This window comes from Streptomyces sp. NPDC014764 (assembly GCF_043082785.1).
Classification (GTDB): Bacteria; Actinomycetota; Actinomycetes; order Streptomycetales; family Streptomycetaceae; genus Streptomyces; species Streptomyces althioticus.
The window spans coordinates 98779-120358 of record NZ_JBIBXY010000011.1; the positions used below are offsets into that span (position 1 = coordinate 98779).

The following is a 21580-nucleotide window of genomic DNA, read 5'->3' on the forward strand; positions in this document are numbered from 1 at the left end:
GCACCGGGGGGCCCGCGCTGATGGCAGTCTTGGCTCATGCGCAGACCCTTCGCCCTGCTCGCCGCGACCCTGCTGACGGCCGCGCTCGCCGTGCCCGCCTCCGCCGCCGACAACGACGACGGGGACGAGGGGTTCACCATCAACGACCCGCGCATCACCGAGTCCAGCGGGCTCGCCGCCTCCCGGCAGCACCCGGGCGTCTACTGGACCCACAACGACAGCGACGACGGCCCCTACCTCTACGCCGTCGACAGCAGCACCGGCGACACGGTGGCCCGCCTCACCCTCACCGGCATCGGCACGCCCCGGGACGTCGAGGCGATCTCCGTCGGCCCCGGCAACCGCCTCTTCGTCGCCGACGTCGGCGACAACCTCGGCGGCACCTGGCCGTACGTGTGGATCTACGAACTCCCCGAGCCGAAGCGGCTCCAGGACGCGACGGTGCAGGCCACCCAGTACGTGGTGAAGTACGCCGACGGCCCGCGCGACGCCGAGGCGATGGTCGTCCACCCGAAGACGGGGCGGGTGTACCTCATCGACAAGCACGAGGAGGGCGGGCACCTCTACGAGGGACCGGCGAAGCTCTCGCCGGAAGGCGACAACGTGTTCAGGCCGATCGCCCCCGTCGAGTTGTGGACCACCGACGCGGCGCTCTCCCCGGACGGCCAGGACCTCGCCGTGCGCGGCTACTTCGGCGGCATCCACTACGCCTGGAACGGCGGCAAGCTGGAGCGCAAGGGGCGGCTGAGTGTGCCGCTGCAGGGGCAGGGCGAGTCGGTGACCTACTCCGCCGACGGTTCCCGGCTGCTGTTCGGCAGCGAGGGGGAGCAGAGCGGGGTGGTGAGCCGCCCGGCGCCCGGCGCGGACGAGGGCGGCTCCAGCGGCGGCCCCGGCTCCCGCGCGGACGGCGGCGACAGCGCCTCAGGGGACGGGACGGGCGACTCGGTGAAGGTCGGGGGAGCCGTGGTGGTGGCCGTGCTCGTCGCGGCTCTGTTCGGGCTGGGACGCAGACGGCGACGCCGCTGATCCGTCCTGATCGGGGCGCGGGCCTCTAAGGTCACGCCATGCGCCAGATGCCGTCGTCCGACATGGTCGGCCTGATCTCGTTCCTCGCCGTGCTGCTCGTCTTCTTCAGCATCGACGTGAGGTCCAGGACGGCCGGGGTGTCCAAGCCCTGGCACGCGCACCTCTTCGAGTGGGCGTCCCGGGTGGGAGGCATCGCCACCGCGGTGGCACTGGCGCTGGGCTGGGTGGACCTCTTCCTCCCGGACGAGGGCAGCCCGGTCCACGTGGCGCTGGTGGCGGCCCCGGGCTCCGTGGCGGTGCTGTGCGCCATCGTGCTGGGACTGGAGATGCTCTGGCAGGCCCCGGACGAGGACGGGTCCGGACGGTAGCGGGCGTACGCCGGGCGGTCACCCGCCGGCGGACTGTTCCCCTGGCTGCGCCGCGCGCCGGGCGACGAACTCCGCCAGGCCGTCCAGGATGCGCTGGAGGCCGAACTCGAAGTGGTCGAAGCCCGAGTCGAACGTGTCCTCGGAGAGCCCGGCCATGAGGGGATAGCGCCCGCTGCTCATCGCCTTCTCCAGGGCGGGCCGCTGGGCCTCCCAGAACTCCGCGTCCGTCAGCCCTGAGTTGTGCTCGGCCTGTTCCTGGTACAGCTGCGTCCGGGCGGCCCCGACCACGTACCCGTCGATCATCACGATCACCGACAGCAGTTCGGGGTCGGACAGGCCCATCGGCTTGATCCGGGAGAACACCCTCTCCATGCCGTCCAGCGCGCTCGGGCCGAGGATCGGGCGGGACTGGTTGACCTCCAGCAGCCAGGGGTGGCGCCGGTAGAGGGCGAGAGTGGCCCGGGCCAGCGCCTCCAGGGCCGGGCGCCAGCCGCCGTCGCCGGGGTCCGCGGGGTTCTCCGACGGGCGCTGCACCCGGTCCAGCATCAGGTCGAGCAGTTCGGCCTTGCCGGGGACGTAGCGGTACAGGGACATCGTGCCGGTGCCCAGCTCCGTGGCGATCCTGCGCATCGACAGCGCGCCGAGGCCGTCCCGGTCGGCGACGTCGACCGCGGCCTCCACGATCCGCTCCAGGGTCAGCCCCGGCTTCGGGCCCCGGCTGGGCCGCGGCGCCGTGCCCCAGAGCAGGTCGAGGGTGCGCGCGATGTCGCCGCTGCCGCTGGTCTCCGTACCGCTTCCACCGCTGCTCATGCGGCCAGTGTAGATCCGCGCCAAAAAACTGGGTACGTCGTACGCGTAATCGGGTACGGTGTACTCGGTTTCTGGAAGGGGGACCCATGAAGGACGACGGGTACGCGGTGCGGGCCGAGGGGCTGGAGAAGCGGTACGGCGAGAAGCGCGCCCTGGACGGCTTCGACCTCACCGTGCGGGCGGGGACGGTGCACGGACTGCTGGGACCGAACGGCGCGGGCAAGACCACCGCCGTGCGGATCCTGTCGACGCTGATCCGGCTCGACGGCGGGCGGGCGGCCGTGGCCGGGCTGGACGTGGAGCGGCAGGCCCGCGAGGTGCGGGCGCGGATCGGGCTCACCGGGCAGTACGCGGCGGTGGACGAGGTGCTCACCGGGAGGCAGAACCTGGAGATGTTCGGCAGGCTGTTCCACCTCGGCGGGCGGCGCGCCAAGGCGCGCGCGGCGGAGCTGCTGGAGCAGTTCGACCTCACCGACGCCGCCGACAAGGGCGTCGGCGACTACAGCGGCGGCATGCGGCGCCGGCTGGACCTGGCGGCGTCGATGATCCTGACGCCGGCCGTGCTGTTCCTGGACGAGCCGACGACGGGGCTCGACCCGCGCAGCCGGGGCGAAGTCTGGGACTCGGTGCGGGCGTTGGTGGCCGGCGGCACGACCGTGCTGCTGACCACCCAGTATCTGGAGGAGGCCGACCGGCTGGCCTCCCGCATCACCGTCATCGACCGGGGCCGGTCCATCGCCGACGACACCCCGGACGGGCTGAAGAACCGCGTCGGCGGCGACCGCGTCGAGGTCGTCGTGGCCGAACGGTCCGACATCCCGCGCGTGGTGAAGGTCGTCGCACGGGTCTCCGACGGCGAACCCGAGTCGGACGACACCGAGTTGCGGGTGCACGCGCCCGTCACCGACCGGGTGACCGCGCTGACGGACGTGGCGCGCACCCTCCAGGACGAGGGCGTACGGGTCGAGGACATCGGGCTGCGCAGGCCCAGCCTCGACGACGTGTTCCTGCGCCTGACCGGACACCGCACGGAGACGACGGAGAAGGAGGCGGCGGCATGAGCGCGCTCGACCTGACCGGACCGGCCGGGCACGGCCGCGTGTACTGGGCGCTCGCGGACTGCTGGAACGTCGTCCGCCGCGGCCTGACCCACTACCAGCGCCAGCCGGTCAACATCGCCTGGCAGCTGGGCTTTCCCATCCTCTCCGTCCTGCTGTACGGCTATGTCTTCGGCAGCGCGATGCGGGTGCCGGGCGGCGGGGACTACAAGGACTTCCTGATGCCGGGCATGTTCGTGATGACCATGGCCTTCGGCTTCATCAACACCGCGACCGTGGTGGTCTACGACTCCACCAAGGGCGTCATCGACCGCTTCCGCTCGATGCCGATGGCGTCGTCGGCGGTGGTCGCCGGGCGCGGGGTGACCGATCTGATCGTCGCCTGCGCGGAGCTGGCGATCCTGATGCTGACGGCCCTGGTGATGGGCTGGCGCCCGGACGGCGGCTGGGGATTCCTCGCCGCGTTCGGACTGCTGCTGTGGCTGCGGTTCGCGCTGATCTGGCTGGGCGTCTGGCTGGGGCTCCTCGTCCCCAACCCGGAGGCGGCGGGCGGCCTCTTCGCGGTGGCCTTCCCCCTGACGATGATCTCCAGCATCTTCGTCGCCCCGCAGCTGATGCCCGACTGGCTCGGCTGGGTGGCCGCCTGGAACCCGATCTCCTCCACGGCCGCGGCGACCCGCGACCTCTTCGGCACCCCGGTCGGCGGCGGCGACTCGTGGGTCGAACAGCACGCGCTGCTGATGGCGGGGGTGTGGCCGGTGATCCTGACGGTGGTCTTCCTGCCGCTGGCGGTACGGAGGTTCCGGCGTCTGAGCAGGTGAGACGTGAAAGGGGCGCCCGGTGGGATCCTTGGGTTCTAGGAGTCGTTGCAACACCCCAGTTGAAGGGGTGCGATGGACTTCGAGATTCGCAGGGACCGGACGAGGCCTCAGGGCAGGAGGAAGCTCACCCGGGAACGGGAGGCATACTCCCGGCTCATGCAGCAGGGCTTGAGCAACAGGGAAGCGTGCCGGATCGTCGGGGTCGACAACCGGACCGGTCAGAAGTGGCGCAACGGGCGTCACGCATACGGAAACCGGAGGGCGCTGCCACCGATCAGCGTGGTGGCAGCGCCCTCCGGGCCGTCCCGCTACCTGCGGGAGGAAGACCGCATTCACATCGCCGACCGGCTGCGGGAGAAGGCGACCATGCGGGCGATCGCCGCGGAGCTGGGCCGCAGCCCGTCCACCATCAGCCGAGAGGTCCGCCGCAACCGCCACCTGGTCAGCGGCACCTACCGGCCGCACGCCGCGCAGGCCCGCGCCGATGCCCGCCGTCCCCGGCCCAGGGCCGGCAAGATCCGCCAGAATCCCGAGCTGCGGGACTTCATCCAGGACCACCTGGGCCTACGGTGGAGCCCGGAACAGATCTGCCAGGCTCTGCGGATCCAGTTCCCCAGCCGGCCGGAGATGCATGTGGTCCACGAAACGGTCTACCAGGCCCTCTACATTCAGGGCCGCGGTGAGCTGCGCCGCGAACTGGCTCGCGCCCTGCGGACCGGACGTGCCCGGCGCAAGCCCCGCCGTCAGGCCCAGCAGCGCCGGCCCAGATTCGCGACCCCCATGGTCATGATCAGCGAACGTCCAGCCGAAGCCGATGACCGCGCGGTTCCCGGCCACTGGGAGGGCGACCTGATCATCGGCAAGGACGGCAAGTCGGCCATCGGCACCCTGGTCGAGCGCGCCACCCGCTACGTCATGCTGCTGCACCTGCCCGAAGACCACCGCGCCGAGACCGTCCGGGCCGCGCTGGTCACCACGGTCCAGACCCTGCCCGACCACCTCCGCCGGTCCCTGACCTGGGACCAAGGATCGGAGATGAGCAGCCATGGAGCGTTCACCGTCGCCACCAACGTCCCGGTCTACTTCTGCGACCCGGCCAGCCCCTGGCAGCGCGGCTCGAACGAGAACACCAACGGCCTGCTCCGCCAGTACTTCCCCAAGGGCACCGATCTCTCGGTCCACACCCGCGAGCACCTCAACGCCGTCGCCGCCGAACTGAACGGCCGCCCACGCAAAACGCTCGGCTGGGAAACCCCAGCCGAGCGCCTGCATAAACTACTCGCGGCCTGACCAGCACGACCACGTGTTGCAACGACTCCTAGAACCCAAGATCCACCGGGCGCCCCTTCCTGCGTGAGCGGGACTACAACTGCTCGATGACGTGGTCGACGCACTTCGTCAGGGCCTCGACGTCCGCCGGGTCGATCGCCGGGAACATCGCGACGCGGAGCTGGTTGCGGCCCAGCTTGCGGTACGGCTCGGTGTCGACGATGCCGTTGGCGCGGAGCACCTTGGCGACGGCCGCCGCGTCCACCTCGTCGGTGAAGTCGATCGTGCCGATGACGGCCGAGCGCTTCGCCGGGTCGGTGACGAACGGGTTGGCGTACTTGATGTCCTCGGCCCAGCCGTACAGCGTGCGCGCGGAGGCCGCGGTGCGGCGGACCGCCCAGTCCAGGCCGCCCTGGCCGTTGATCCACTCCAGCTGCTGGTTCAGCAGGAACAGCGTCGACAGCGCCGGGGTGTTGTACGTCTGGTTCTTGCGGGAGTTGTCGATCGCCGTCGGCAGCGAGAAGAACTCCGGGACGTGCCGGCCGCTCGCGTGGATCCGCTCGGCGCGCTCGATCGCGGCCGGGGAGAACACGCCGATCCACAGGCCGCCGTCGGAGGCGAAGGACTTCTGCGGGGCGAAGTAGTAGACGTCCGTCTCGGCGATGTCGACCGGGAGGCCGCCCGCGCCGGAGGTGGCGTCCACCAGGACCAGCGCGCCCTCGTCGGCGCCGGCGACGCGCTTGATCGGCATGGCGACGCCGGTGGAGGTCTCGTTGTGCGTGAGGGCGTACACGTCCACGCCCGCCCCGGCGACCGCCTCCGGGTGCGTGCCCGGGTCGGCGGAGATGACGTCCGGCTCGGCGAGCCACGGGGCGAGCTTGGCGGCCTTGGCGAACTTGGAGCTGAACTCGCCGAAGCTGAGGTGCTGCGACTTGTTCTCGATCAGACCATGGGTCGCGATGTCCCAGAACGCGGTGGACCCGCCGTTGCCGAGGATCACCTCGTAGCCGTCGGGGAGCTGGAACAGCTCACGGATGCCCTCGCGCACCTGGCCGACCAGGTTCTTCACCGGCGCCTGGCGGTGGGAGGTGCCCAGCAGGGACGTACCGGTCGCGGCCAGCGCGTCCAGCGCTTCCGTCCGCACCTTGGAGGGACCCGCACCGAAACGACCGTCGGCGGGCTTGATGTCAGCAGGAATCCGGATCTCAGCCACGAGCGGAGCCTAGCGGCTGGGGGAAACACGGGCGCAACATCGTCCGTCCGCTGAGACGCGCCGCTGAGACACGTCACCGGTACGGGTGGCGGACGGTCCGGGGGGAGGTCCGTCCGCCACCCGCGTCACTCACCCGCCGAGCGCCACCGGCAGCTCGTACAGGTCGTTCTGGGTCACCACCGGCTTGTTGCGCAGCTCACTCGCCGGGACCGCCAGGTCCAGCTTCGGGAAGCGGGCGTACAGGGCCGGGAGGGCGACGCCCGCCTCCAGGCGGGACAGCGCGGCCCCGGGGCAGACGTGCGGGCCGTGCCCGAAGGAGATGTGCCGGTTCGCGCTCTCCCGGGTGATGTCGAAGTCGCCGGCCGTCGGCCCGTGCGCCTGCTCGTCCCGCCCGATCGCCGCGTACGACACGATCAGCGCGTCCCCGGCGGGCAGCACCTTGTCCCCGACGGGCACGTCCTCGGTGGCGAACCGGATCAGCACGTGCGAGGTCGGCGTGGACCAGCGCAGCGTCTCCTCGACCACCGCCGACCAGTCCGCCTTCCCGGACAGCACCAGCTCGCGCTGGTCCGGGTGGGTGGAGAGGTTGACCACCGCGTTGACGATGAGGGAGATCGTGGTCTCGTGCCCGGCCGCCACCATCAGCTGGAGCGTGGCGACGATCTCCTCGTCGGTGAGCCGGTCGCCGTCCTCCGACGCCTGGATCAGCGCCGACGTCAGGTCGTCGCCCGGGTTCTCCCGCTTGGACGCCACCGTCTCGGCCATGATCCCGGCCAGCTCCGTGAGCGTGGCGAGGACCTCCTCCGGCGGGGTCTGCGTGGAGAAGAACTTCTCGAACAGCTCCTTCAGCCGCGGCAGCCGCTCCTCCGCCAGCCCCATCAGATCGGCGATCACGTACATCGGCAGCGGGTAGGCGAACACCGCCTTCAGGTCGACGCTGTCGCCGGGCTGCGCCGCCACCTGGTCCAGCAGTGATTCCGTCAGCTCCGTGATCCGCTCCCGCATCCGCTCCACCCGTCTGGGGGTGAGCGCCTGGGCGACGAGGGTGCGCAGCCTCCGGTGGTCGCCGCCGTCCACGGTGAGCATGGAGCGCGGCGGGTTCGCCAGCCCGATCAGCGGCCAGTCCGGTGCTATCTCCCCGCGCTGCCAGGCGCCCCAGACGTTGATGTCCTTCACCAGCCGCGGATCGGTGAGCAGCTTCTTCGCCTCGGCGTGGTGGGTCACCGCCCACACGGGCACGTCACCGGGGAGGGTCACGGCGGCCAGCGGCCCGGCGGCCCGCAGCGCGGCGCTCTCGGCGTCCAGGTCGGAGACGAACGGGTCGAGGGGGATGCGGGTCTGTTCCGTGTCGGTCGCGGTGAGGTCCGTACCAGCCGTCATGCGAGCGAGCCTCCAAGGGCGGGGGTGGGTGTGAAGGTGACCGGGAGCTCGGACAGACCGCGCAGCCAGGGCGACGGGCGGCGGGTCAGGGAGGAGGCCGACGCGGCCAGGTCGATGTCCGGCAGCCGGTCCAGGACCACCTCGATGCCGGTCCGGGCGATCACCTCGGCGATCTCCTGTGCCGGGAACGGGCAGCGGTGCTCCCCGTGACCGAAGGAGAAGTGCGCGCTGTTGCCGCCGGTGAGAGAGCCGTCGGTGCGCACCTGCGGGTCGGAGTTGGCGCCCTGGAGGCCCAGCAGCACCATGTCGCCGGCGCGGATGCGGCGGCCGCCGAGCTGCGTGTCGCGCGACGCCCACCGCGCGGCCACGTTCTGCGTCGGGGTGTCCTCCCAGAGCACCTCGTTCATCGCCTCCGCGATGCTGTTGCGGCCGCCGAACAGCGAGGCCGCGAAACGGGAGTCGGTGAGCATCAGGTGCAGCGAGTTGCCGATCCAGTCGGCGGTCGGCTGGTGCCCGGCCGCCATCATCACCATCAGATCCTGGACGATCTCCTCGTCGGTGAAGCCCGAGGTGTCCGCGAGCATCCGGGAGGCCACGTCCTCCGCGGGCTCCTTGCGCCGCTGGGCCACCAGCTCCGTCATCGACGTGAACAGGTGCGTCTGCCCGGCGAGCGCCCGCTCCCGCCCGTCGATCATGTCGTTGAGCGCGGTGACCAGCGCCGGCCCCTTGTCGTCGGGGAACCCGTACAGCCGGGCCAGCACGCGCACCGGCAGCAGCATCGCGAACTCGCCGATGATGTCGGCGGAGCCACGCGGGCAGATGGCGTCGATCAGCTCGTCCGCGAACCGCTCGCTGTGGCCGCGCAGTTCGGTCGGGTCGACCGCCTCCAGCGCGTTCCCCAGCATCGCGGCCCGCTCCCGGTGCCGCTCGCCGACGGTGTAGAGGATGGACGGCTGACGGCGGCCGATCATCGGCAGCAGCGGCCAGTCGTCGGGGATGTCCTCCCACTGGTTCCACAGCTCGGAGTCGCGGCTGAACAGCACCGGGTCGCCGGTGACCTGGTGCAGCTCGCGGTAGCCCAGGACCAGCCAGGCGGGGGCGTCGCCGTCGAGCACGACCGGCACCACACTGCCGTGCTCGCGGCGCAGTTCGCGGTAGACGCGGGCCGGGTCGTCCTGCAGGAGGGGGCCGCTGAAACGGACGGCGTCGGGGACGGAGGCGGGACTCACACCAGCTCCTGACGGGGGGCTCGGGCCGGATCGGCGTACAGGGCCTGGATGTGCTCCACCAGCGTGATCAGCACGATCTTGCTGGACTCACGGGACCGTGCGTCGCAGTTCACCAGCGGCACGTGCGGGTCCAGGTCGAGCGCCTCACGGATCTGCTGCGGGGTGAACGTGGGCCCGCCGAAGTCGTTGCAGGCCACGATGAACGGCGTGCCGTGCCGCTCCAGCCGGTCGATGGCGTACCAGGAGTCGTCGATGCGGCGGGTGTCGACCAGCACGACCGCGCCGAGCGTGCCGGAGAACAGCCGGTCCCACAGGAACCAGAACCGCTCCTGCCCCGGCGCGCCGAACAGGTACAGCACGTTGCGCTCGTCCAGCGTGATGCGGCCGAAGTCGAAGGCGACGGTCGTCGCGGTCTTGCCGTGCACCCCGCTGAGATCGTCGACGCCCTCGCCGGCCTGGGTCATCGTCTCCTCGGTGTTGAGGGGACGGATCTCGCTGACGGAGCGGACCATCGTCGTCTTGCCGGCGCCGAAGCCGCCCACGACCACGATCTTCAGGCCGTTGTCGGCCGACGCGCCCAGCGGGGTGCGCGTCTCGGACGCCACGGGCGTCTCAGAGGTTGCGGAGTCCAACGAGCACCTGCTCCAGGATGTCGGGGTCGGGTACGGCGGCTCTTCGGGGGTGACGGGCACTGACCCGGCCCGCCGCGAGGAGGTCGGACAGCAGGATCCGGGTGATGCTCACCGGCAGCCTCAGCTCGGCCGCGATCTCCACGACCGCCGTGGGCCGTCCGGTGAGGCGCAGGATCGCCGCGTGCTCCGACTGCATGCCGGGCACGGGGTCGCACTCGGCGACGACCAGGGTCACCAGGTCGAAGGGGTTGTCGGGCCCGGACCGGCTGCGCCCCCCGGTGAGGGTGTACAGCCGGTCGGGCGCGTCGTCCCTGCCGGGCCGGCTCATGAGTTGCGCGGCTGCGCGGTCAGGTGCTCGCCGAGTTGCTCCACCAGCTCGCTCATGTTGTGCCCGACGAGCCCGGCGTCCGCGTCCTCGGCGGTGACGACGGCCAGGTGCGCGCCCTCGCCGGCCTCCACGATGAACAGCACACCGCCGTAGAACTCGGTCATCGCGGAGCGCACCCCGCCGGTGCCGTCGCCGAACTCGACGGACGCGCCGTGCGACAGCGACTGGATGCCGGCCGCGATGGCGGCGAGCTGGTCTGCCTGGTCGTTGGAGAGCTCGGTCGTGCGACACAGTTTCAGGCCGTCGCGGGACAGCACGAGCGCATGCCGCGCGCCCGGCGTGCGCTCCAACAGGCCCTCGATGAGCCAGGTGAGCTTCTCGTCCGCTGTGGTCGTGCCGGTCATGAGGTGGTGTCGCCTTCCGAAGTCACGGGGGTGGGTCGAGCTGCGGTCTCGGGGTCGGGGGTGGTGTCGCGGACCGGGGTGACGCCCGCGTCCGGGTCGGCCGTGTCGTCCGGGGTGGGGGTCCGCACGGCCTGGCGGAAACTGCTGAAGCGGGCGGTGCGGGCGCGGGTCTCCTCGGCCGTGGGCGCGGGCCGGGACTCCGCGGCACGGCCGGCTCCGCCCGCCCGGCGCTCCGCCTCGGCGAGGGTGCGGCCGCGGCGCCTGCGGGGCAGCACCAGGGGCGGGGCGCCGTCGTCCCCGGACGCGTGGGCCGGCACCGGGTCGGCGTCCACGTCACCGCCGGAACGGGCGGCGGCGTAGGAGGGCGCGGGGAGGACGGCGGCGCGGGCGGGGGCGGCCGGGCGCTCCGTCTCCGGCGAGGCGGAGGAGACGGCGGTGTCTTCGGTGGCGCCGTGACGGGGCTCGGGCTCGGTGTCCTTGCGGGTCACGGAGCGGCGCTGCGGGAGGACCAGGGGCGCGTCCTCGGCGGCCGGCGCCTTGTCCTCGGCGGCGGACGGGTGGTCGTCCTTCGTGCCGGACGGCTTCCGGTCCTGCGCGGCGGACGACTGGCCGTCCCCCGTGCCGGACGGCTCCGCGCCGCGCGTGGCGGAGGGGTCTTCCGGGGCGGAGAGATCCGCGCCCGGCGCGTCGGACGGCTCCGCGCTGTTCGTGCCGGACGGCAACGCGGCCTTCGCGGCGGACGACACCACTGCGCTCGCGGCGGACGCTTCCTGCTCCTTCTCGTCCGCCGCCTTCACCGTCGCTGTCAGGGTGCGGGCGGGCGTCCCGTTCGTCGCCGGGGCCGTGACCGGCCGCAGGGGCGTCGCGTCCCCCGGTACGAGGATCTCCTGCGGCAGCAGCACCAGCACGCCCGTGCCGCCGCGCGCGCTGGGCCGGTACGACACCCGCAGCCCGTACCGCCGGGCCAGCCGGCCGACGACCGCGAGACCCAGCCGGGTGCCGGTGAGACCTCCCAGCTCGGTGGACTCGCCGGAGACGGCCCGCTCGGCGCGCCGCAGCTGCGCCTCGCCCATCACCAGACCGCTGTCCTCGACGGACACGATGACACCGGCCGGGACCTCCTCCACGTAGACGTGGACCTCGGCGGTCGGGGGCGAGAAGTTGGAGGCGTTGTCGAGGAGTTCGGCGAGCGCGTGCATCACGCCCTCGGCGGCGTGCCCGGCGACGGAGGTGTCGCTGGCGGAGTGGACGCGGACCCGCTGGTATCCGGCGATGCGGCCCATCGCGCCGCGCAGGATCGACTCCATCGGGATGGGGCGGGCCCAGCGGCGGCCGGAGCGGGCGCCGGTGAGGACGGCGACGGAGTCGGCGAGGCGACCCGCCTGGGCGGTGCGGTGGTCGAGGTGGAGCAGGTCGGCGAGGACCTCCTCGTCGTGGTGCTTCTCCTCCATCGCGCGCAGGTCGGCGAGCATGCCGGTGGCCAGCGCCTGCATCCGTCCGGCCGCGTTGGCGGTGGCGGCCAGGGCGGCCGCGCGACCCCCCTCGGCCTCCCGCAGCCGGGTGGCGAGCCGCGCGTTCTCCCCGGCCAGTCGGATCCGCTCGCGCGTCAGGCGGTCGAGTTCCTCCTCCAGCCGCTCCCGCTCCTCGGTGTGCTCCCCGGTCAGCTTGGCGAGTTCGTCCGTGTGCTGGGCGGTGAGCCGGTCCAGTTCGGCGGTGTGCCGTTCGGCGGACCGGGCCAGCTCCGCCGTGTGCGCGTCGTCGACCCGGGTGCGCTCCTCGGCCCGTTCGTTCGCCAGCCGGTCCAGCTCGGCCGCGTGCTGCTCGGTGATCCGGTCGCGCTCCTCGGCCAGCGCCTCGGCGAGACGGGCCCGCTCCCGGTCCAGCTCGTCGGACAACCGGGCGCGTTCATGCGTGAGTTCGCCGGTGAGCAGTTCGTGCCGGCGACGGGCGTCCTCGGTCAGCCGGGACCGCTCCTGGAGCAGCCGTCCGACGTCCTGGGTGACGGCCTCCAGCCGCTCCCGGGCGGCGCGCGCCGTCAGACGGGCGTACGCGGCGGCCGTGACGGCGGCGCACAGCAGCACGGACGCGACCACGCCGGTCACCAGGACCGCGTTGGCCGCGGCGTCCGGGACCAGGACGAAGGAGGCCACGACGGCGACCGCGCAGAACGCGGCGGTGAGCACGGGGGCGGGCAGCAGTCTGCGGGGGGCGGGGCGGTCGCCGGGGAGCAGGGGGGAGGTCATCAATCAGGTCCTCGGTCAGGTCCTCGGTCGGGTCCGCGGGCGTGCGCCGTCGTGGCTGCGCGGCCCTCGGGCGGTTCGTGGGTCGCCGGACCTGATGCAGGGGTCGCTTTGCGAACGAGGTCCGACAACTGCGCGCAACTCGCGGTCACTATATGGGAGTTCGTGATCGGGTTGGGAAGATTCTGCTTCCGTTCTTGGTTAAACAGTCGGTACGGCGCCTCCCCGGACCGTTCCGCGGCGGGTGTGCCGCCGCCCCCGCCGCGCCCCCGCGGAGGCATCCTGAGGGCATGACGGATCAGCGGGAACTGGCGGCGGCGCTGCGCGGGGCGGTACGCGGCGAGGTGGACCTCGGAGTCACCGCGCGGGCGCTGACCACGATGGATGCCTCCAACTACCGCCGGATTCCGCTCGGCGTGGTCGCGCCCCGGGACGCCGACGACGTCGCGGCGGCGCTCGCGGTGTGCCGGGAGCACGGGGTGCCCGTCGTGCCGCGCGGCGGCGGCACGTCGATCGCGGGACAGGCGACCGGCACGGGCATCGTGCTCGACTTCACACGCCACATGAACCGTCTGCTGTCCCTCGACCCGGAGGCGGGCACCGCCGTCGTGCAGCCGGGCCTGGTCCTCGACCGGCTCCAGGAGGCCGCCGCCCCGCACGGTCTCCGCTTCGGCCCCGACCCGTCCACCCACGGCCGCTGCACCCTCGGCGGCATGATCGGCAACAACTCCTGCGGCTCCCACTCGGTCGCCTGGGGCACGACCGCCGACAACGTGCGCACCCTGTCGGTGATCACCGCGCGAGGCGAGCGGCTGCGCCCCGGACCCGGCTGGGCGGGCGCCCCGGAAGGTCTGCGCGCGCTGGTGGAGGGGGAGTTGGCGCGTCTGCGCACGGGCTTCCCCGACCTGCCGCGCCGTATCTCCGGGTACGCGGTGGACGCCCTGCTCCCCGAGAACCGCGCCGACGTCGCCCGCTCCCTCTGCGGCTCGGAAGGCACCCTCGCCGTGCTCACCGAGGCGGAGCTGACCCTCGTACGGGCGCCCCGTGCGCGGGCGCTCGCCGTGCTGGCGTACGCCGACGAGAGCGGGGCCGCGCAGGCGGCGGCGGGGCTGCTGCCGTACCGGCCGCTGACGGTGGAGGGCATGGCGGCCGACCTGGTGCCGTCCGCCGCCGACCTGCCCCGCGGAGGGGCGTGGCTGTTCGTCGAGGCCGGTGGCGACACCGAGGCGGAGGCCCGCGCGGCCGCCGAGGCGATCGTGCGGGCGGCGGACGTCGTGAACGCGCTGGTGGTCACCGACCCGGCCCGGATGCGCACGCTGTGGCGCATCCGGGAGGACGCGAGCGGGACGGCGACCCGGATGCCGGACGGGAGCGAGGCGTGGCCCGGCTGGGAGGACTGCGCGGTGCCGCCCGCCCGGCTCGGCGACTATCTGCGGGACTTCCGGGCGCTGCTCGCCGAGCACGGCCTGCGCGGCACCCCGTACGGGCACTTCGGGGACGGCTGCATCCACGTCCGTATCGACTTCGACCTGCTGACCGGGCCGGGCGTGGCCCGCTTCCGGCGCTTCTCGGAGGAGCTGGCGGACCTCGTCGTCGCCCACGGCGGCTCCCTCTCCGGCGAGCACGGCGACGGGCAGGCACGCGCGGAACTGCTCCCGCGCATGTACGGCGCGGAGACGGTCGCCCTCTTCGAGCGGGTGAAGGGCGTGTGGGACCCGGACGGCCTACTCAACCCCGGCATGCTGGTCCGCCCCGCACCGCTCGACGCGGACCTCCGCTTCACCGCCCTGCCCCGTGAACCGGTCGACGTCGCCTTCGGCTACCCCGCCGACGCCGGCGACTTCCCGGCCGCCGTGCGGCGCTGCGTGGGCGTCGCCAAGTGCCGTACGACGTCCGTGTCGGGGTCCGCCGTGATGTGCCCGTCGTTCCGGGTGACGGGGGAGGAGGAGCACTCCACGCGGGGGCGCGCCCGGCTGCTGCACGAGATGCTCGCGGGCGAGGTGGTGACGGACGGCTGGCGCTCCCCGGAGGTGCGGGACGCGCTCGATCTGTGCCTGTCCTGCAAGGGGTGCAGGTCCGACTGCCCGGTGGGCGTCGACATGGCCACGTACAAGGCGGAGTTCCTGCACCACCACTACGCGGGCCGCCGCCGTCCCGCCGCGCACTACGCGATGGGACGGCTGCCGGTGTGGCTGTCCTGGGCGGCCCGGACCCGGACGGCGGGCGTGGCGAACGCGCTCGCGTCGGTGGGACCGCTCGCGCGGCCGGCGAAACGGGTGGGCGGGATCGCGGAAGAGCGGGAGATCCCGCGGGTGGCGCGGGAGCCGTTCACCCGCTGGTGGCGGAGGAGGCGCTCGTCCGCCGCGAGCGAGGGTCCGCTGGTGGTGCTGTGGCCGGACACCTTCACCGAGCATCTCTCGCCGTCGGTCGGCCGGGCGGCCGTACGGGTGCTGGAGGCGGCGGGGCTGCGGGTGGCGCTGCCGCCGACGCTGCGGCCGGCCTCCGGCGGACGTGTGGGCGACGCCCGGTCACGTGCGGCGCTGTCCCTGCTGACCGCGCGCCGGGGCAGGGTCTGCTGCGGCCTGACGTACATCTCCACGGGCCAGCTGGACCGCGCCCGTACGGTGCTGAGCCGCACCCTGGACCTGCTGGAACCGGTCCTCGCGACGGACGCGCCGCTGGTGGTCCTCGAACCGAGCTGCGCGGCGGCACTGCGCACGGACGCGCCGGAGCTTCTGCACGACGACCCGCGTGCGGCGCGGCTCGCGTCCCGCGTCCTGACGTTCGCGGAGGCGCTGGAGCGGTACGCCCCCGGCTGGACCCCGCCCGCCGTGAACCGCCCGGTCACCGGCCAGACCCACTGCCACCAGCACGCGGTCCTGGGCGACGAACCCGACCGCAGACTGCGGGAGGCGGCCGGACTCACGGGCGAACTGGCAGGCGGGTGCTGCGGCCTGGCAGGCAACTTCGGCTTCGAGAAGGGCCACTACGACGTCTCGCGCGCCTGCGCGGAGGAGCAGCTGCTCCCCTCCGTACGGGAGGCGCCGGAGGACGCGGTGGTCCAGGCGGACGGCTTCTCCTGCCGGACGCAGCTCGAGCAGCTGGGAGGAGTGCGGGGCCGCCATCTCGCGGAGATCCTGGCGGAGGCGCTGGACGCGTGAGGGGATGCCTCAGTCGAGGCAGAACTCGTTCCCCTCGATGTCCTGCATGACGATGCACGAGTCGGTGCCGTCGTAGAGCAGCCGCTGCCGGGTGGCGCCGAGGGGGATCAGCCGGGCGCACTCGGCCTCCAGTGCGGCCAGCCGCTCCTCACCGGTCAGCCCGGTGCCGACGCGGACGTCGAGATGGACGCGGTTCTTGACGGTCTTGCCCTCGGGCACCCGCTGGAAGAAGAGCCGCGGGCCGGCGCCGGTCGGGTCGGCGCACGCGCACCACGCCCCGTCCCCCTCGGGAAACTGGACCCGGTTGAAGTCGTCCCACGACGCGAACCCCTTGGGCGCCGTGACGGCGTACCCCAGCACCTCGCACCAGAACCGCGCCAGCCGCTCGGGCTCCGCACAGTCGAAGGTGACTTGCACCTGCCTGATCTCTGCCACGGGGCACCCTAACAAGCGGTCGGCCGGCCGCCACCGCATTTCTGCGAGCCGCGCCCGAAGCCCCGGGACCGCCTCTGTCAAGTCGATGTGCGGGGCAGCTGGTGCTGGCTAAAGTCGTGCGTCACACCTGGTTGTGGGGACAGCCGGAGTGCATTGGGGGGGGGAGGGCCCGCAGCTCATGAGTCGTCGTTCCACCGGTTTTGTCGGCGTCTGGGCCGAGATGCAGCGGCAGCAGCAGCGTCAGCAGGAGGCCGACGCCAGGCGGCTCCGGCAGGAGGGACAGCGGGCGCGGGCCCATCAGCGGCGCGTCGAGCGGGACCACCGCGAGTACCGGAAGGCGGAGGCCCTCCGGCGTACGGAGCAACTGGACGCGCAGGTCGCGTCGTTGCGGGAGCTGCTCGCGGCGGGGTGCCGGGCGACGCCGTTCCGGGCCGCGGCGCTGATGCGGGCGGAGACCGTGCAGCCGTTCGCGCCCGGCCCGCTCGCCCAGCCGGTACCCATGCCGGACGCCCGCGCCTACCAGCCGCAGGGCGGGGGCTGGACCGCGAACCGCAGGGCCCAGGCGCAGGCGGAGGCGCGGGCGCGGTTCGAGCGGGACCGGCACGCGGCGCAGGCCGCCGAGGCGCAGCGGCAGCAGCAGCTCGCCGCCTACCAGCGGCAGTACCAGGAGTGGGCCGACGCCCAGCTGGCCGAGGTGCGCCGCCACAACGCAGGCGTCACCGCGACCGTCGAGGGCGTGCGCCGTCGCGAGCCCGACGCGGTGATCGAGTACTTCTCCGCCGCCCTCTACTCCTCGACGGCCTGGCCGGAGGGCTTCCCGCGCCAGGTGGCCGCGGCCTACGACCCGGCGGCGGGACAGCTCGTCCTGGACTGGGAGCTGCCCGCGTACGAGGTGGTGCCGGAGACCAAGTCGGTCCGGTACATGGCGAGCGTCGACCAGGACAAGGAGACGCCCCGCCCCGTGGGCCAGCGGCGTGCGCTGTACAAGGAAATCCTGGCCCAGTGCATGCTGCTCGTGCTGCACGAGCTGTTCGCCGCGGACGAGCAGGGCGCGCTGGAGTCGGTGGCGCTGAACGGCTTCGTCGACGGCCACGACCCGACGACAGGCCGCCCCGGGCGGATCCACCTCGCTACCGTCATGGCCGAGCGCGCCGCGTTCCAGGAGCTGCACCTGGCGCAGGTGGACCCGGAGAGCTGCTTCTCCGACGCGCTGCGCGGGCAGATCTCGGCCCGCCCCGACCAACTCGCGGCGGTACGGCCGGGAAGGCGGCCGCAGGACGTCGGCAGCCGGGTCGTCGCCCACGGCGGCGACGAGGACCCCGATCTCTTCGCGATGGACCCGGTGGCCTTCGAGAACCTGGTCGCCGACCTCTTCCGCGCCATGGGCATGCAGGCGGTGACCACCCAGCGCTCCAACGACGGCGGCGTGGACGTCGACGCGCTGGACCCGACGCCGATCCGGGGCGGCAAGATCGTCGTCCAGGTGAAGCGCTACCGGAACACGGTCCCGCCCACCGCCGTACGCGATCTCTACGGCACCGTGCAGGACGCCGGCGCCAACAAGGGCGTCCTCGTCACGACGTCCGGCTTCGGCCCCGGCTCGCACACCTTCTCCAACGGCAAACCCCTGGAGCTCATCGCGGGCCCCGAACTGGTCGACCTCCTCCACCGGCACGGACTGCGGGGGCGGCTGGGCGACGGGACGACGAGGGACACGGCCCCTCCGGCGGACCCGGACGAGGACCGGCTGCCCGACGACTACAACGTCCTCGGCATGACCTGGACCGGCGGTGTCGCCCTGGACGTGTGCGCGCTGGTGTGCCGCGGCAGCCGTGTGCTCAGCGACGACCACTTCGTCTTCTTCAACAACCCCGGTACCCCGGACGGCGCCGTCCGCGCCCTGGACGCCACCGCCCCCGACAAGGCCGCGATCCGCGTCACCTTCGACGGCCTGCCCGACGAGGCCGACCGCTTCGTGCTCGTCGCCGCCGTCGACCCGGAGATCAACCCGGACGCGGACCTCGCGGGCTTCACGGACGCCCGCATCCGCCTCCTCGACCCGAGCCTGACCGAGCTTGGACAGCTCGAGGTGTCCGACGGCCGGGCGGGAGAGACGGCCCTGGTCCTCGGCTCCTTCCGCCGCCGCTCGAACGGGGACTGGGACTTCGTCCTGGGCGGGAAGGGGTACCGGGGCGGGCTGGAGGAGCTGGTGCAGGACTTCGGGATCGAGGTGCGGTAGCCCTGCGCGGGGGCGCTCACGCCCCTCAGGGCGTCGTCTCGCCCCGGACCAGGGGGTGGCACACCGGCTGGACGCCCTCGGGCAGGGCGTCCGGTTCGCACCAGCGGGCCTCCAGGATCTCGAACGGGTCCAGGCGCAGTTCCCCGCCGAGGAGGCGGGCCTCGAAGGCCACCTCCATGCGGGTGCGCAGGCCGCTGTTCAGCATGACCAGGCGGCCGACCTCCACGTCGAGGCCCGTCTCCTCCTTGACCTCGCGCACCACGGTCGCCCGGAAGTCCTCACCCTTGCGCGCGAAGCCGCTCGGCAGGCCCCACTGGCGGCCGGGCGGCCACATCCGGTGATTCAGCAGCAGCACCCGTCCCTCGTCGTCGCGCACCACTCCGGTCACGCCGACCACGAACTTGGCGTGCAGCAGCCACACGATGCGGCTCTGCAGCGGGCGCAGGAGTCGCCAGACACGGACCAGGAGTCGTCGCACGGAACCTCAGCCGAAAAGGGGGAGCGGACGGGGTGTCACCAGGGGGAACCGTACCGGGTAGGACGTCCGCACCGTGGACGGAGTTGACCCGGACGGGACACGGGTCGCATCGTCAGGCATATAAACGCTTCACGGTGCTGACGTAGTCCAATATGCTGGACCCGCGAGTACATCGAGGTGCACACTCGACGCAGTCGCGCGTCACCCCGCACCGCTCGCGTCTCCTACGTCCCTGGAAGGCACCGTGACCACCCCCAGCGCCGCCACCTCGTCCACCGCTTCCGGGCAGGCCCCCGGCCCCGCCCCCGCGCAGGCCGGCGCCCCGGGCGGCCGCCGCGGCTCCCTCGGGCCGGTCGGACTGGTGCTGGCCGGCGGCATCTCCGTCCAGTTCGGCGGGGCGCTCGCGGTCACACTGATGCCGCGCGCCGGCGCGCTCGGGGTGGTGACCCTGCGGCTGCTGGTCGCGGCGGTGGTGCTGATGGTGCTGTGCCGGCCGCGGCTGCGTGGTCACTCGCGCACCGACTGGGGCACGGTGATCGTCTTCGGTATCGCCATGGCCGCGATGAACGGCCTCTTCTACCAGTCCGTCGCCCGCATCCCGCTCGGCCCCGCGGTCACCCTGGAGGTGCTGGGCCCGCTCACCCTCTCCGTGCTGGCCTCCCGACGCGCGGTCAACCTCGTGTGGGCCGCGCTGGCCCTCGCCGGTGTGTTCCTCCTCGGCGGCGGAGGCTTCAGCGGCCTCGACCCACTGGGCGTCGCGTTCGCCCTGGCCGCAGGCGCCATGTGGGCGGCGTACATCGTCTTCAGCGCGCGGACCGGACGCCGCTTCCCGCAGGCGGACGGGCTCGCGCTCGCCATGGCGGTGGCGGCGGTGCTGTTCCTGCCGCTGGGCGTGCTGGAGTCCGGCACGAAGCTGCTGGACCCGACGACGTTCGCGCTGGGCGCGGCGGTCGCGGTGCTGTCGTCCGTCCTGCCCTACACCCTCGAACTCCTCGCGCTGCGACGCCTGCCCGCGTCGACGTTCGCGATCCTGATGAGCCTGGAGCCGGCCCTCGCGGCCACCGCCGGCTTCCTCATCCTCGACCAGGCCCTCGCCGCGACGGAGGCCGCCGCCATCGCGCTGGTCATCGCGGCGAGCATGGGCGCGGTGCGGACGCAGGTGGGCCGGGGGAGGGTGAAGGGGGCCGGGGGTGGCTCCTGACGACCGCCGGGCACGTCGAGACGCGGCGGTCCGGGTGTCACCTGCCCGACGGTGAGGAGTTCCGGGCGCGGCGTGATCATGTGGACGAAGAAGCCGCCGGCGACGAAGGTGTCCTGCCGAGGACTTCCTCGCCGAGGTGGAGAAGACGGCCGGTGAACCGGTGCGGGCGGCTGAGGTACTGCACCTGGCGGACACCGGCATGGCGCTGTCCCCTTCGTGGCTCCGGGAGGGGTCCGGTCACGTGAGAGGGCCGGCTGTTCGGAGAGACGAGCGTGACTCCGGTCCCACCCTCTTCCCTGACCGCTCGCGCCGGTCGTGGGCCGCCGTCGCCGAGACGTCAAGGGGGCGATCGGCTCGTGAGGCGGGTGCGGCGTCGCCCGCCGCCCGGCCGGGTAGGGTACGGGCACGCACAGGGGGGAGCGGCATGCTGGCGGGGGCGTTGGGCGATCTCATGCTGGGGCTCATCGCCAGTTGTCTGAGCGGCCTGGCGGTGTGGCTGTGGCAGCGCGGCAAGCACAATCGTGACCTGCGACTACGGATGCGCGTGGTCGGGGCCCGGCCCGGCGACACGTGTCTGATCGTCATGAACAACAAGTACGGCGCCCCGGGCACCACGCATCACCACGACGTCCAGGCGATGATCGAGGCGGCCGTCGTCAGTCACAGCCTGCAGTGCGAGGTCGAGGTCGTCCGCGGCGACGACTTCCGGGGGAGCAACGGGGACAAGCCCGAGTTCTGCATCGGGGGGCCGCTCGGATCGAACGTCCGGAGCGCGGGCCACGTCGCCCACAGCCTGCCCGGCGTCACGTTCCATCCCTATACCCACCCGGAGCACCCGCTGGCGTTCGAGGCGGGCGGGACGATCCACCGGTGGGACAGCGGGAACGAGGGGTACGTGCTTCTCGCCAAGTTCACCGCTCCCGGCGGTGAGCGGCCCGTGATCCTGGTCTGCGGGCAGTCGGCCCTCACCAACCACGCCGCCCTCTACTTCCTCCGCCGTTCCTGCCGCCGGATAGCGGACACGGTCGCCTCGACCGACCGCTTCTGCCTGCTGCTGAAGGTGCCTTCGATCCGCACCTACGGCCATCAGGGTGTCGTCCTGGAACGCGACCTCACGGACGTCGCCTTCACACGCGGGGCGTGAGCCCGGAGGCTGCTGCCATTCCTTGCGCAGCTCGCGGGCACACACGGCGCGGCCGGGCGGGGCGGTCAAGGCCGTGCGGTCGGAACCGGCCGACAACCCCACCTTCCGGCGGCGCTTGGCCCAGGAGATCAGGGTGGCCCGGAC

At 72.9% G+C, this 21580-nt stretch carries 19 protein-coding genes; 9 read left to right on the top strand and 10 right to left on the bottom strand.

Annotated features, from left to right (window positions below; all coding sequences use genetic code 11):
• Positions 1–36: 36 nt before the first annotated feature.
• Positions 37–1026 (top strand): WD40 repeat domain-containing protein, encoded by a 990-nt coding sequence (locus ACF1AG_RS24230; protein ID WP_359599927.1) that lies wholly within the window; start codon positions 37–39, stop codon positions 1024–1026.
• 38 nt (positions 1027–1064) lie between these two features.
• A complete protein-coding gene (locus ACF1AG_RS24235) occupies positions 1065–1394 on the top strand; it encodes a hypothetical protein (protein WP_359599929.1) in 330 nt (109 codons plus the stop codon).
• Positions 1395–1412: 18 nt separating this feature from the next.
• Here the strand turns inward: ACF1AG_RS24235 and ACF1AG_RS24240 are convergent, their stop codons facing one another.
• Positions 1413–2204 (bottom strand): TetR/AcrR family transcriptional regulator, encoded by a 792-nt coding sequence (locus tag ACF1AG_RS24240; RefSeq protein ID WP_359599930.1) that lies wholly within the window; start codon positions 2202–2204, stop codon positions 1413–1415.
• Positions 2205–2290: 86 nt separating this feature from the next.
• Here ACF1AG_RS24240 and ACF1AG_RS24245 point away from each other — a divergent pair, with 86 nt between their 5' ends.
• The 3 genes from ACF1AG_RS24245 to ACF1AG_RS24255 all read left to right on the top strand — a co-directional run bounded on the left by ACF1AG_RS24245 (position 2291) and on the right by ACF1AG_RS24255 (position 5373).
• Positions 2291–3265 (top strand): ATP-binding cassette domain-containing protein, encoded by a 975-nt coding sequence (locus ACF1AG_RS24245; protein ID WP_359599932.1) that lies wholly within the window; start codon positions 2291–2293, stop codon positions 3263–3265.
• Complete coding sequence (locus tag ACF1AG_RS24250; protein ID WP_359599933.1) at positions 3262–4083, top strand: ABC transporter permease; 822 nt, start codon at positions 3262–3264, stop codon at positions 4081–4083. Before ACF1AG_RS24245 ends, ACF1AG_RS24250 begins: the two co-directional genes overlap by 4 nt.
• Before the next feature lie 168 nt (positions 4084–4251).
• Positions 4252–5373, top strand: coding sequence for an IS30 family transposase (locus ACF1AG_RS24255; RefSeq protein WP_391810404.1), 1122 nt, complete (start codon positions 4252–4254; stop codon positions 5371–5373).
• Positions 5374–5446: 73 nt separating this feature from the next.
• Here the strand turns inward: ACF1AG_RS24255 and serC are convergent, their stop codons facing one another.
• The 7 genes from serC to ACF1AG_RS24290 form a co-directional block, all read right to left on the bottom strand.
• Positions 5447–6565 (bottom strand): phosphoserine transaminase, encoded by a 1119-nt coding sequence (gene serC, locus ACF1AG_RS24260; RefSeq protein ID WP_391810380.1) that lies wholly within the window; start codon positions 6563–6565, stop codon positions 5447–5449.
• A gap of 129 nt (positions 6566–6694) precedes the next feature.
• The gene (locus ACF1AG_RS24265) at positions 6695–7945 is read right to left on the bottom strand and encodes a cytochrome P450 (protein ID WP_391810381.1); all 1251 of its coding nucleotides are present in this window, start codon (positions 7943–7945) and stop codon (positions 6695–6697) included.
• Positions 7942–9174 carry a cytochrome P450 gene (locus tag ACF1AG_RS24270; RefSeq protein WP_359599938.1) on the bottom strand — a complete coding sequence of 411 codons (1233 nt, stop codon included), beginning with the start codon at positions 9172–9174 and terminating at the stop codon, positions 7942–7944. Before ACF1AG_RS24270 ends, ACF1AG_RS24265 begins: the two co-directional genes overlap by 4 nt.
• Positions 9171–9806: an ATP/GTP-binding protein gene (locus tag ACF1AG_RS24275; protein WP_387797731.1), complete on the bottom strand. Its 636-nt coding sequence runs from the start codon at positions 9804–9806 to the stop codon at positions 9171–9173. The genes ACF1AG_RS24270 and ACF1AG_RS24275 overlap by 4 nt, the downstream gene beginning before the upstream one ends.
• Positions 9787–10134, bottom strand: a complete 348-nt coding sequence (locus ACF1AG_RS24280) for a DUF742 domain-containing protein (protein ID WP_359599939.1) — start codon at positions 10132–10134, stop codon at positions 9787–9789. Before ACF1AG_RS24280 ends, ACF1AG_RS24275 begins: the two co-directional genes overlap by 20 nt.
• Positions 10131–10538 (bottom strand): roadblock/LC7 domain-containing protein, encoded by a 408-nt coding sequence (locus ACF1AG_RS24285; RefSeq protein WP_359599941.1) that lies wholly within the window; start codon positions 10536–10538, stop codon positions 10131–10133. Before ACF1AG_RS24285 ends, ACF1AG_RS24280 begins: the two co-directional genes overlap by 4 nt.
• Positions 10535–12781 (bottom strand): ATP-binding protein, encoded by a 2247-nt coding sequence (locus ACF1AG_RS24290; RefSeq protein WP_391810382.1) that lies wholly within the window; start codon positions 12779–12781, stop codon positions 10535–10537. Before ACF1AG_RS24290 ends, ACF1AG_RS24285 begins: the two co-directional genes overlap by 4 nt.
• Positions 12782–13068: 287 nt before the next feature.
• Between ACF1AG_RS24290 and ACF1AG_RS24295 the strand changes: the two genes are divergently transcribed.
• Complete coding sequence (locus ACF1AG_RS24295; RefSeq protein WP_391810383.1) at positions 13069–15939, top strand: FAD-binding and (Fe-S)-binding domain-containing protein; 2871 nt, start codon at positions 13069–13071, stop codon at positions 15937–15939.
• Positions 15940–15948: 9 nt separating this feature from the next.
• Here ACF1AG_RS24295 and ACF1AG_RS24300 read toward each other — a convergent pair whose 3' ends face one another.
• Positions 15949–16413, bottom strand: a complete 465-nt coding sequence (locus ACF1AG_RS24300) for a VOC family protein (RefSeq protein WP_387797826.1) — start codon at positions 16411–16413, stop codon at positions 15949–15951.
• A 139-nt stretch (positions 16414–16552) separates the two neighbouring features.
• On the opposite strand from ACF1AG_RS24300, the gene ACF1AG_RS24305 reads away from it, so the two are divergent.
• Positions 16553–18613 carry a restriction endonuclease gene (locus ACF1AG_RS24305; protein WP_359599948.1) on the top strand — a complete coding sequence of 687 codons (2061 nt, stop codon included), beginning with the start codon at positions 16553–16555 and terminating at the stop codon, positions 18611–18613.
• Positions 18614–18638: 25 nt separating this feature from the next.
• Here the strand turns inward: ACF1AG_RS24305 and ACF1AG_RS24310 are convergent, their stop codons facing one another.
• A complete protein-coding gene (locus ACF1AG_RS24310) occupies positions 18639–19091 on the bottom strand; it encodes an NUDIX domain-containing protein (RefSeq protein WP_359599949.1) in 453 nt (150 codons plus the stop codon).
• A 244-nt stretch (positions 19092–19335) separates the two neighbouring features.
• On the opposite strand from ACF1AG_RS24310, the gene ACF1AG_RS24315 reads away from it, so the two are divergent.
• Both ACF1AG_RS24315 and ACF1AG_RS24320 read left to right on the top strand, forming a co-directional pair.
• Complete coding sequence (locus tag ACF1AG_RS24315; protein ID WP_359599951.1) at positions 19336–20292, top strand: EamA family transporter; 957 nt, start codon at positions 19336–19338, stop codon at positions 20290–20292.
• A 424-nt stretch (positions 20293–20716) separates the two neighbouring features.
• The gene (locus ACF1AG_RS24320) at positions 20717–21436 is read left to right on the top strand and encodes a hypothetical protein (protein ID WP_391810384.1); all 720 of its coding nucleotides are present in this window, start codon (positions 20717–20719) and stop codon (positions 21434–21436) included.
• The last annotated feature ends 144 nt before the right edge of the window (positions 21437–21580 follow it).

Excerpts from the sequence above, each read along its gene's own strand:
- ACF1AG_RS24250 (WP_359599933.1), top strand. The coding sequence starts at position 3,262 with ATGAGCGCGCTCGACCTGACCGGACCGGCCGGGCACGGCCGCGTGTAC.
- ACF1AG_RS24280 (WP_359599939.1), bottom strand. The coding sequence starts at position 10,134 with ATGAGCCGGCCCGGCAGGGACGACGCGCCCGACCGGCTGTACACCCTC.
- ACF1AG_RS24300 (WP_387797826.1), bottom strand. The coding sequence starts at position 16,413 with ATGCGGTGGCGGCCGGCCGACCGCTTGTTAGGGTGCCCCGTGGCAGAG.
- ACF1AG_RS24230 (WP_359599927.1), top strand. The coding sequence starts at position 37 with ATGCGCAGACCCTTCGCCCTGCTCGCCGCGACCCTGCTGACGGCCGCG.
- ACF1AG_RS24320 (WP_391810384.1), top strand. The coding sequence starts at position 20,717 with ATGCTGGCGGGGGCGTTGGGCGATCTCATGCTGGGGCTCATCGCCAGT.
- ACF1AG_RS24265 (WP_391810381.1), bottom strand. The coding sequence starts at position 7,945 with ATGACGGCTGGTACGGACCTCACCGCGACCGACACGGAACAGACCCGC.
- ACF1AG_RS24240 (WP_359599930.1), bottom strand. The coding sequence starts at position 2,204 with ATGAGCAGCGGTGGAAGCGGTACGGAGACCAGCGGCAGCGGCGACATC.
- ACF1AG_RS24235 (WP_359599929.1), top strand. The coding sequence starts at position 1,065 with ATGCGCCAGATGCCGTCGTCCGACATGGTCGGCCTGATCTCGTTCCTC.
- ACF1AG_RS24305 (WP_359599948.1), top strand. The coding sequence starts at position 16,553 with ATGAGTCGTCGTTCCACCGGTTTTGTCGGCGTCTGGGCCGAGATGCAG.
- ACF1AG_RS24290 (WP_391810382.1), bottom strand. The coding sequence starts at position 12,781 with ATGACCTCCCCCCTGCTCCCCGGCGACCGCCCCGCCCCCCGCAGACTG.
- ACF1AG_RS24295 (WP_391810383.1), top strand. The coding sequence starts at position 13,069 with ATGACGGATCAGCGGGAACTGGCGGCGGCGCTGCGCGGGGCGGTACGC.
- ACF1AG_RS24245 (WP_359599932.1), top strand. The coding sequence starts at position 2,291 with ATGAAGGACGACGGGTACGCGGTGCGGGCCGAGGGGCTGGAGAAGCGG.
- ACF1AG_RS24285 (WP_359599941.1), bottom strand. The coding sequence starts at position 10,538 with ATGACCGGCACGACCACAGCGGACGAGAAGCTCACCTGGCTCATCGAG.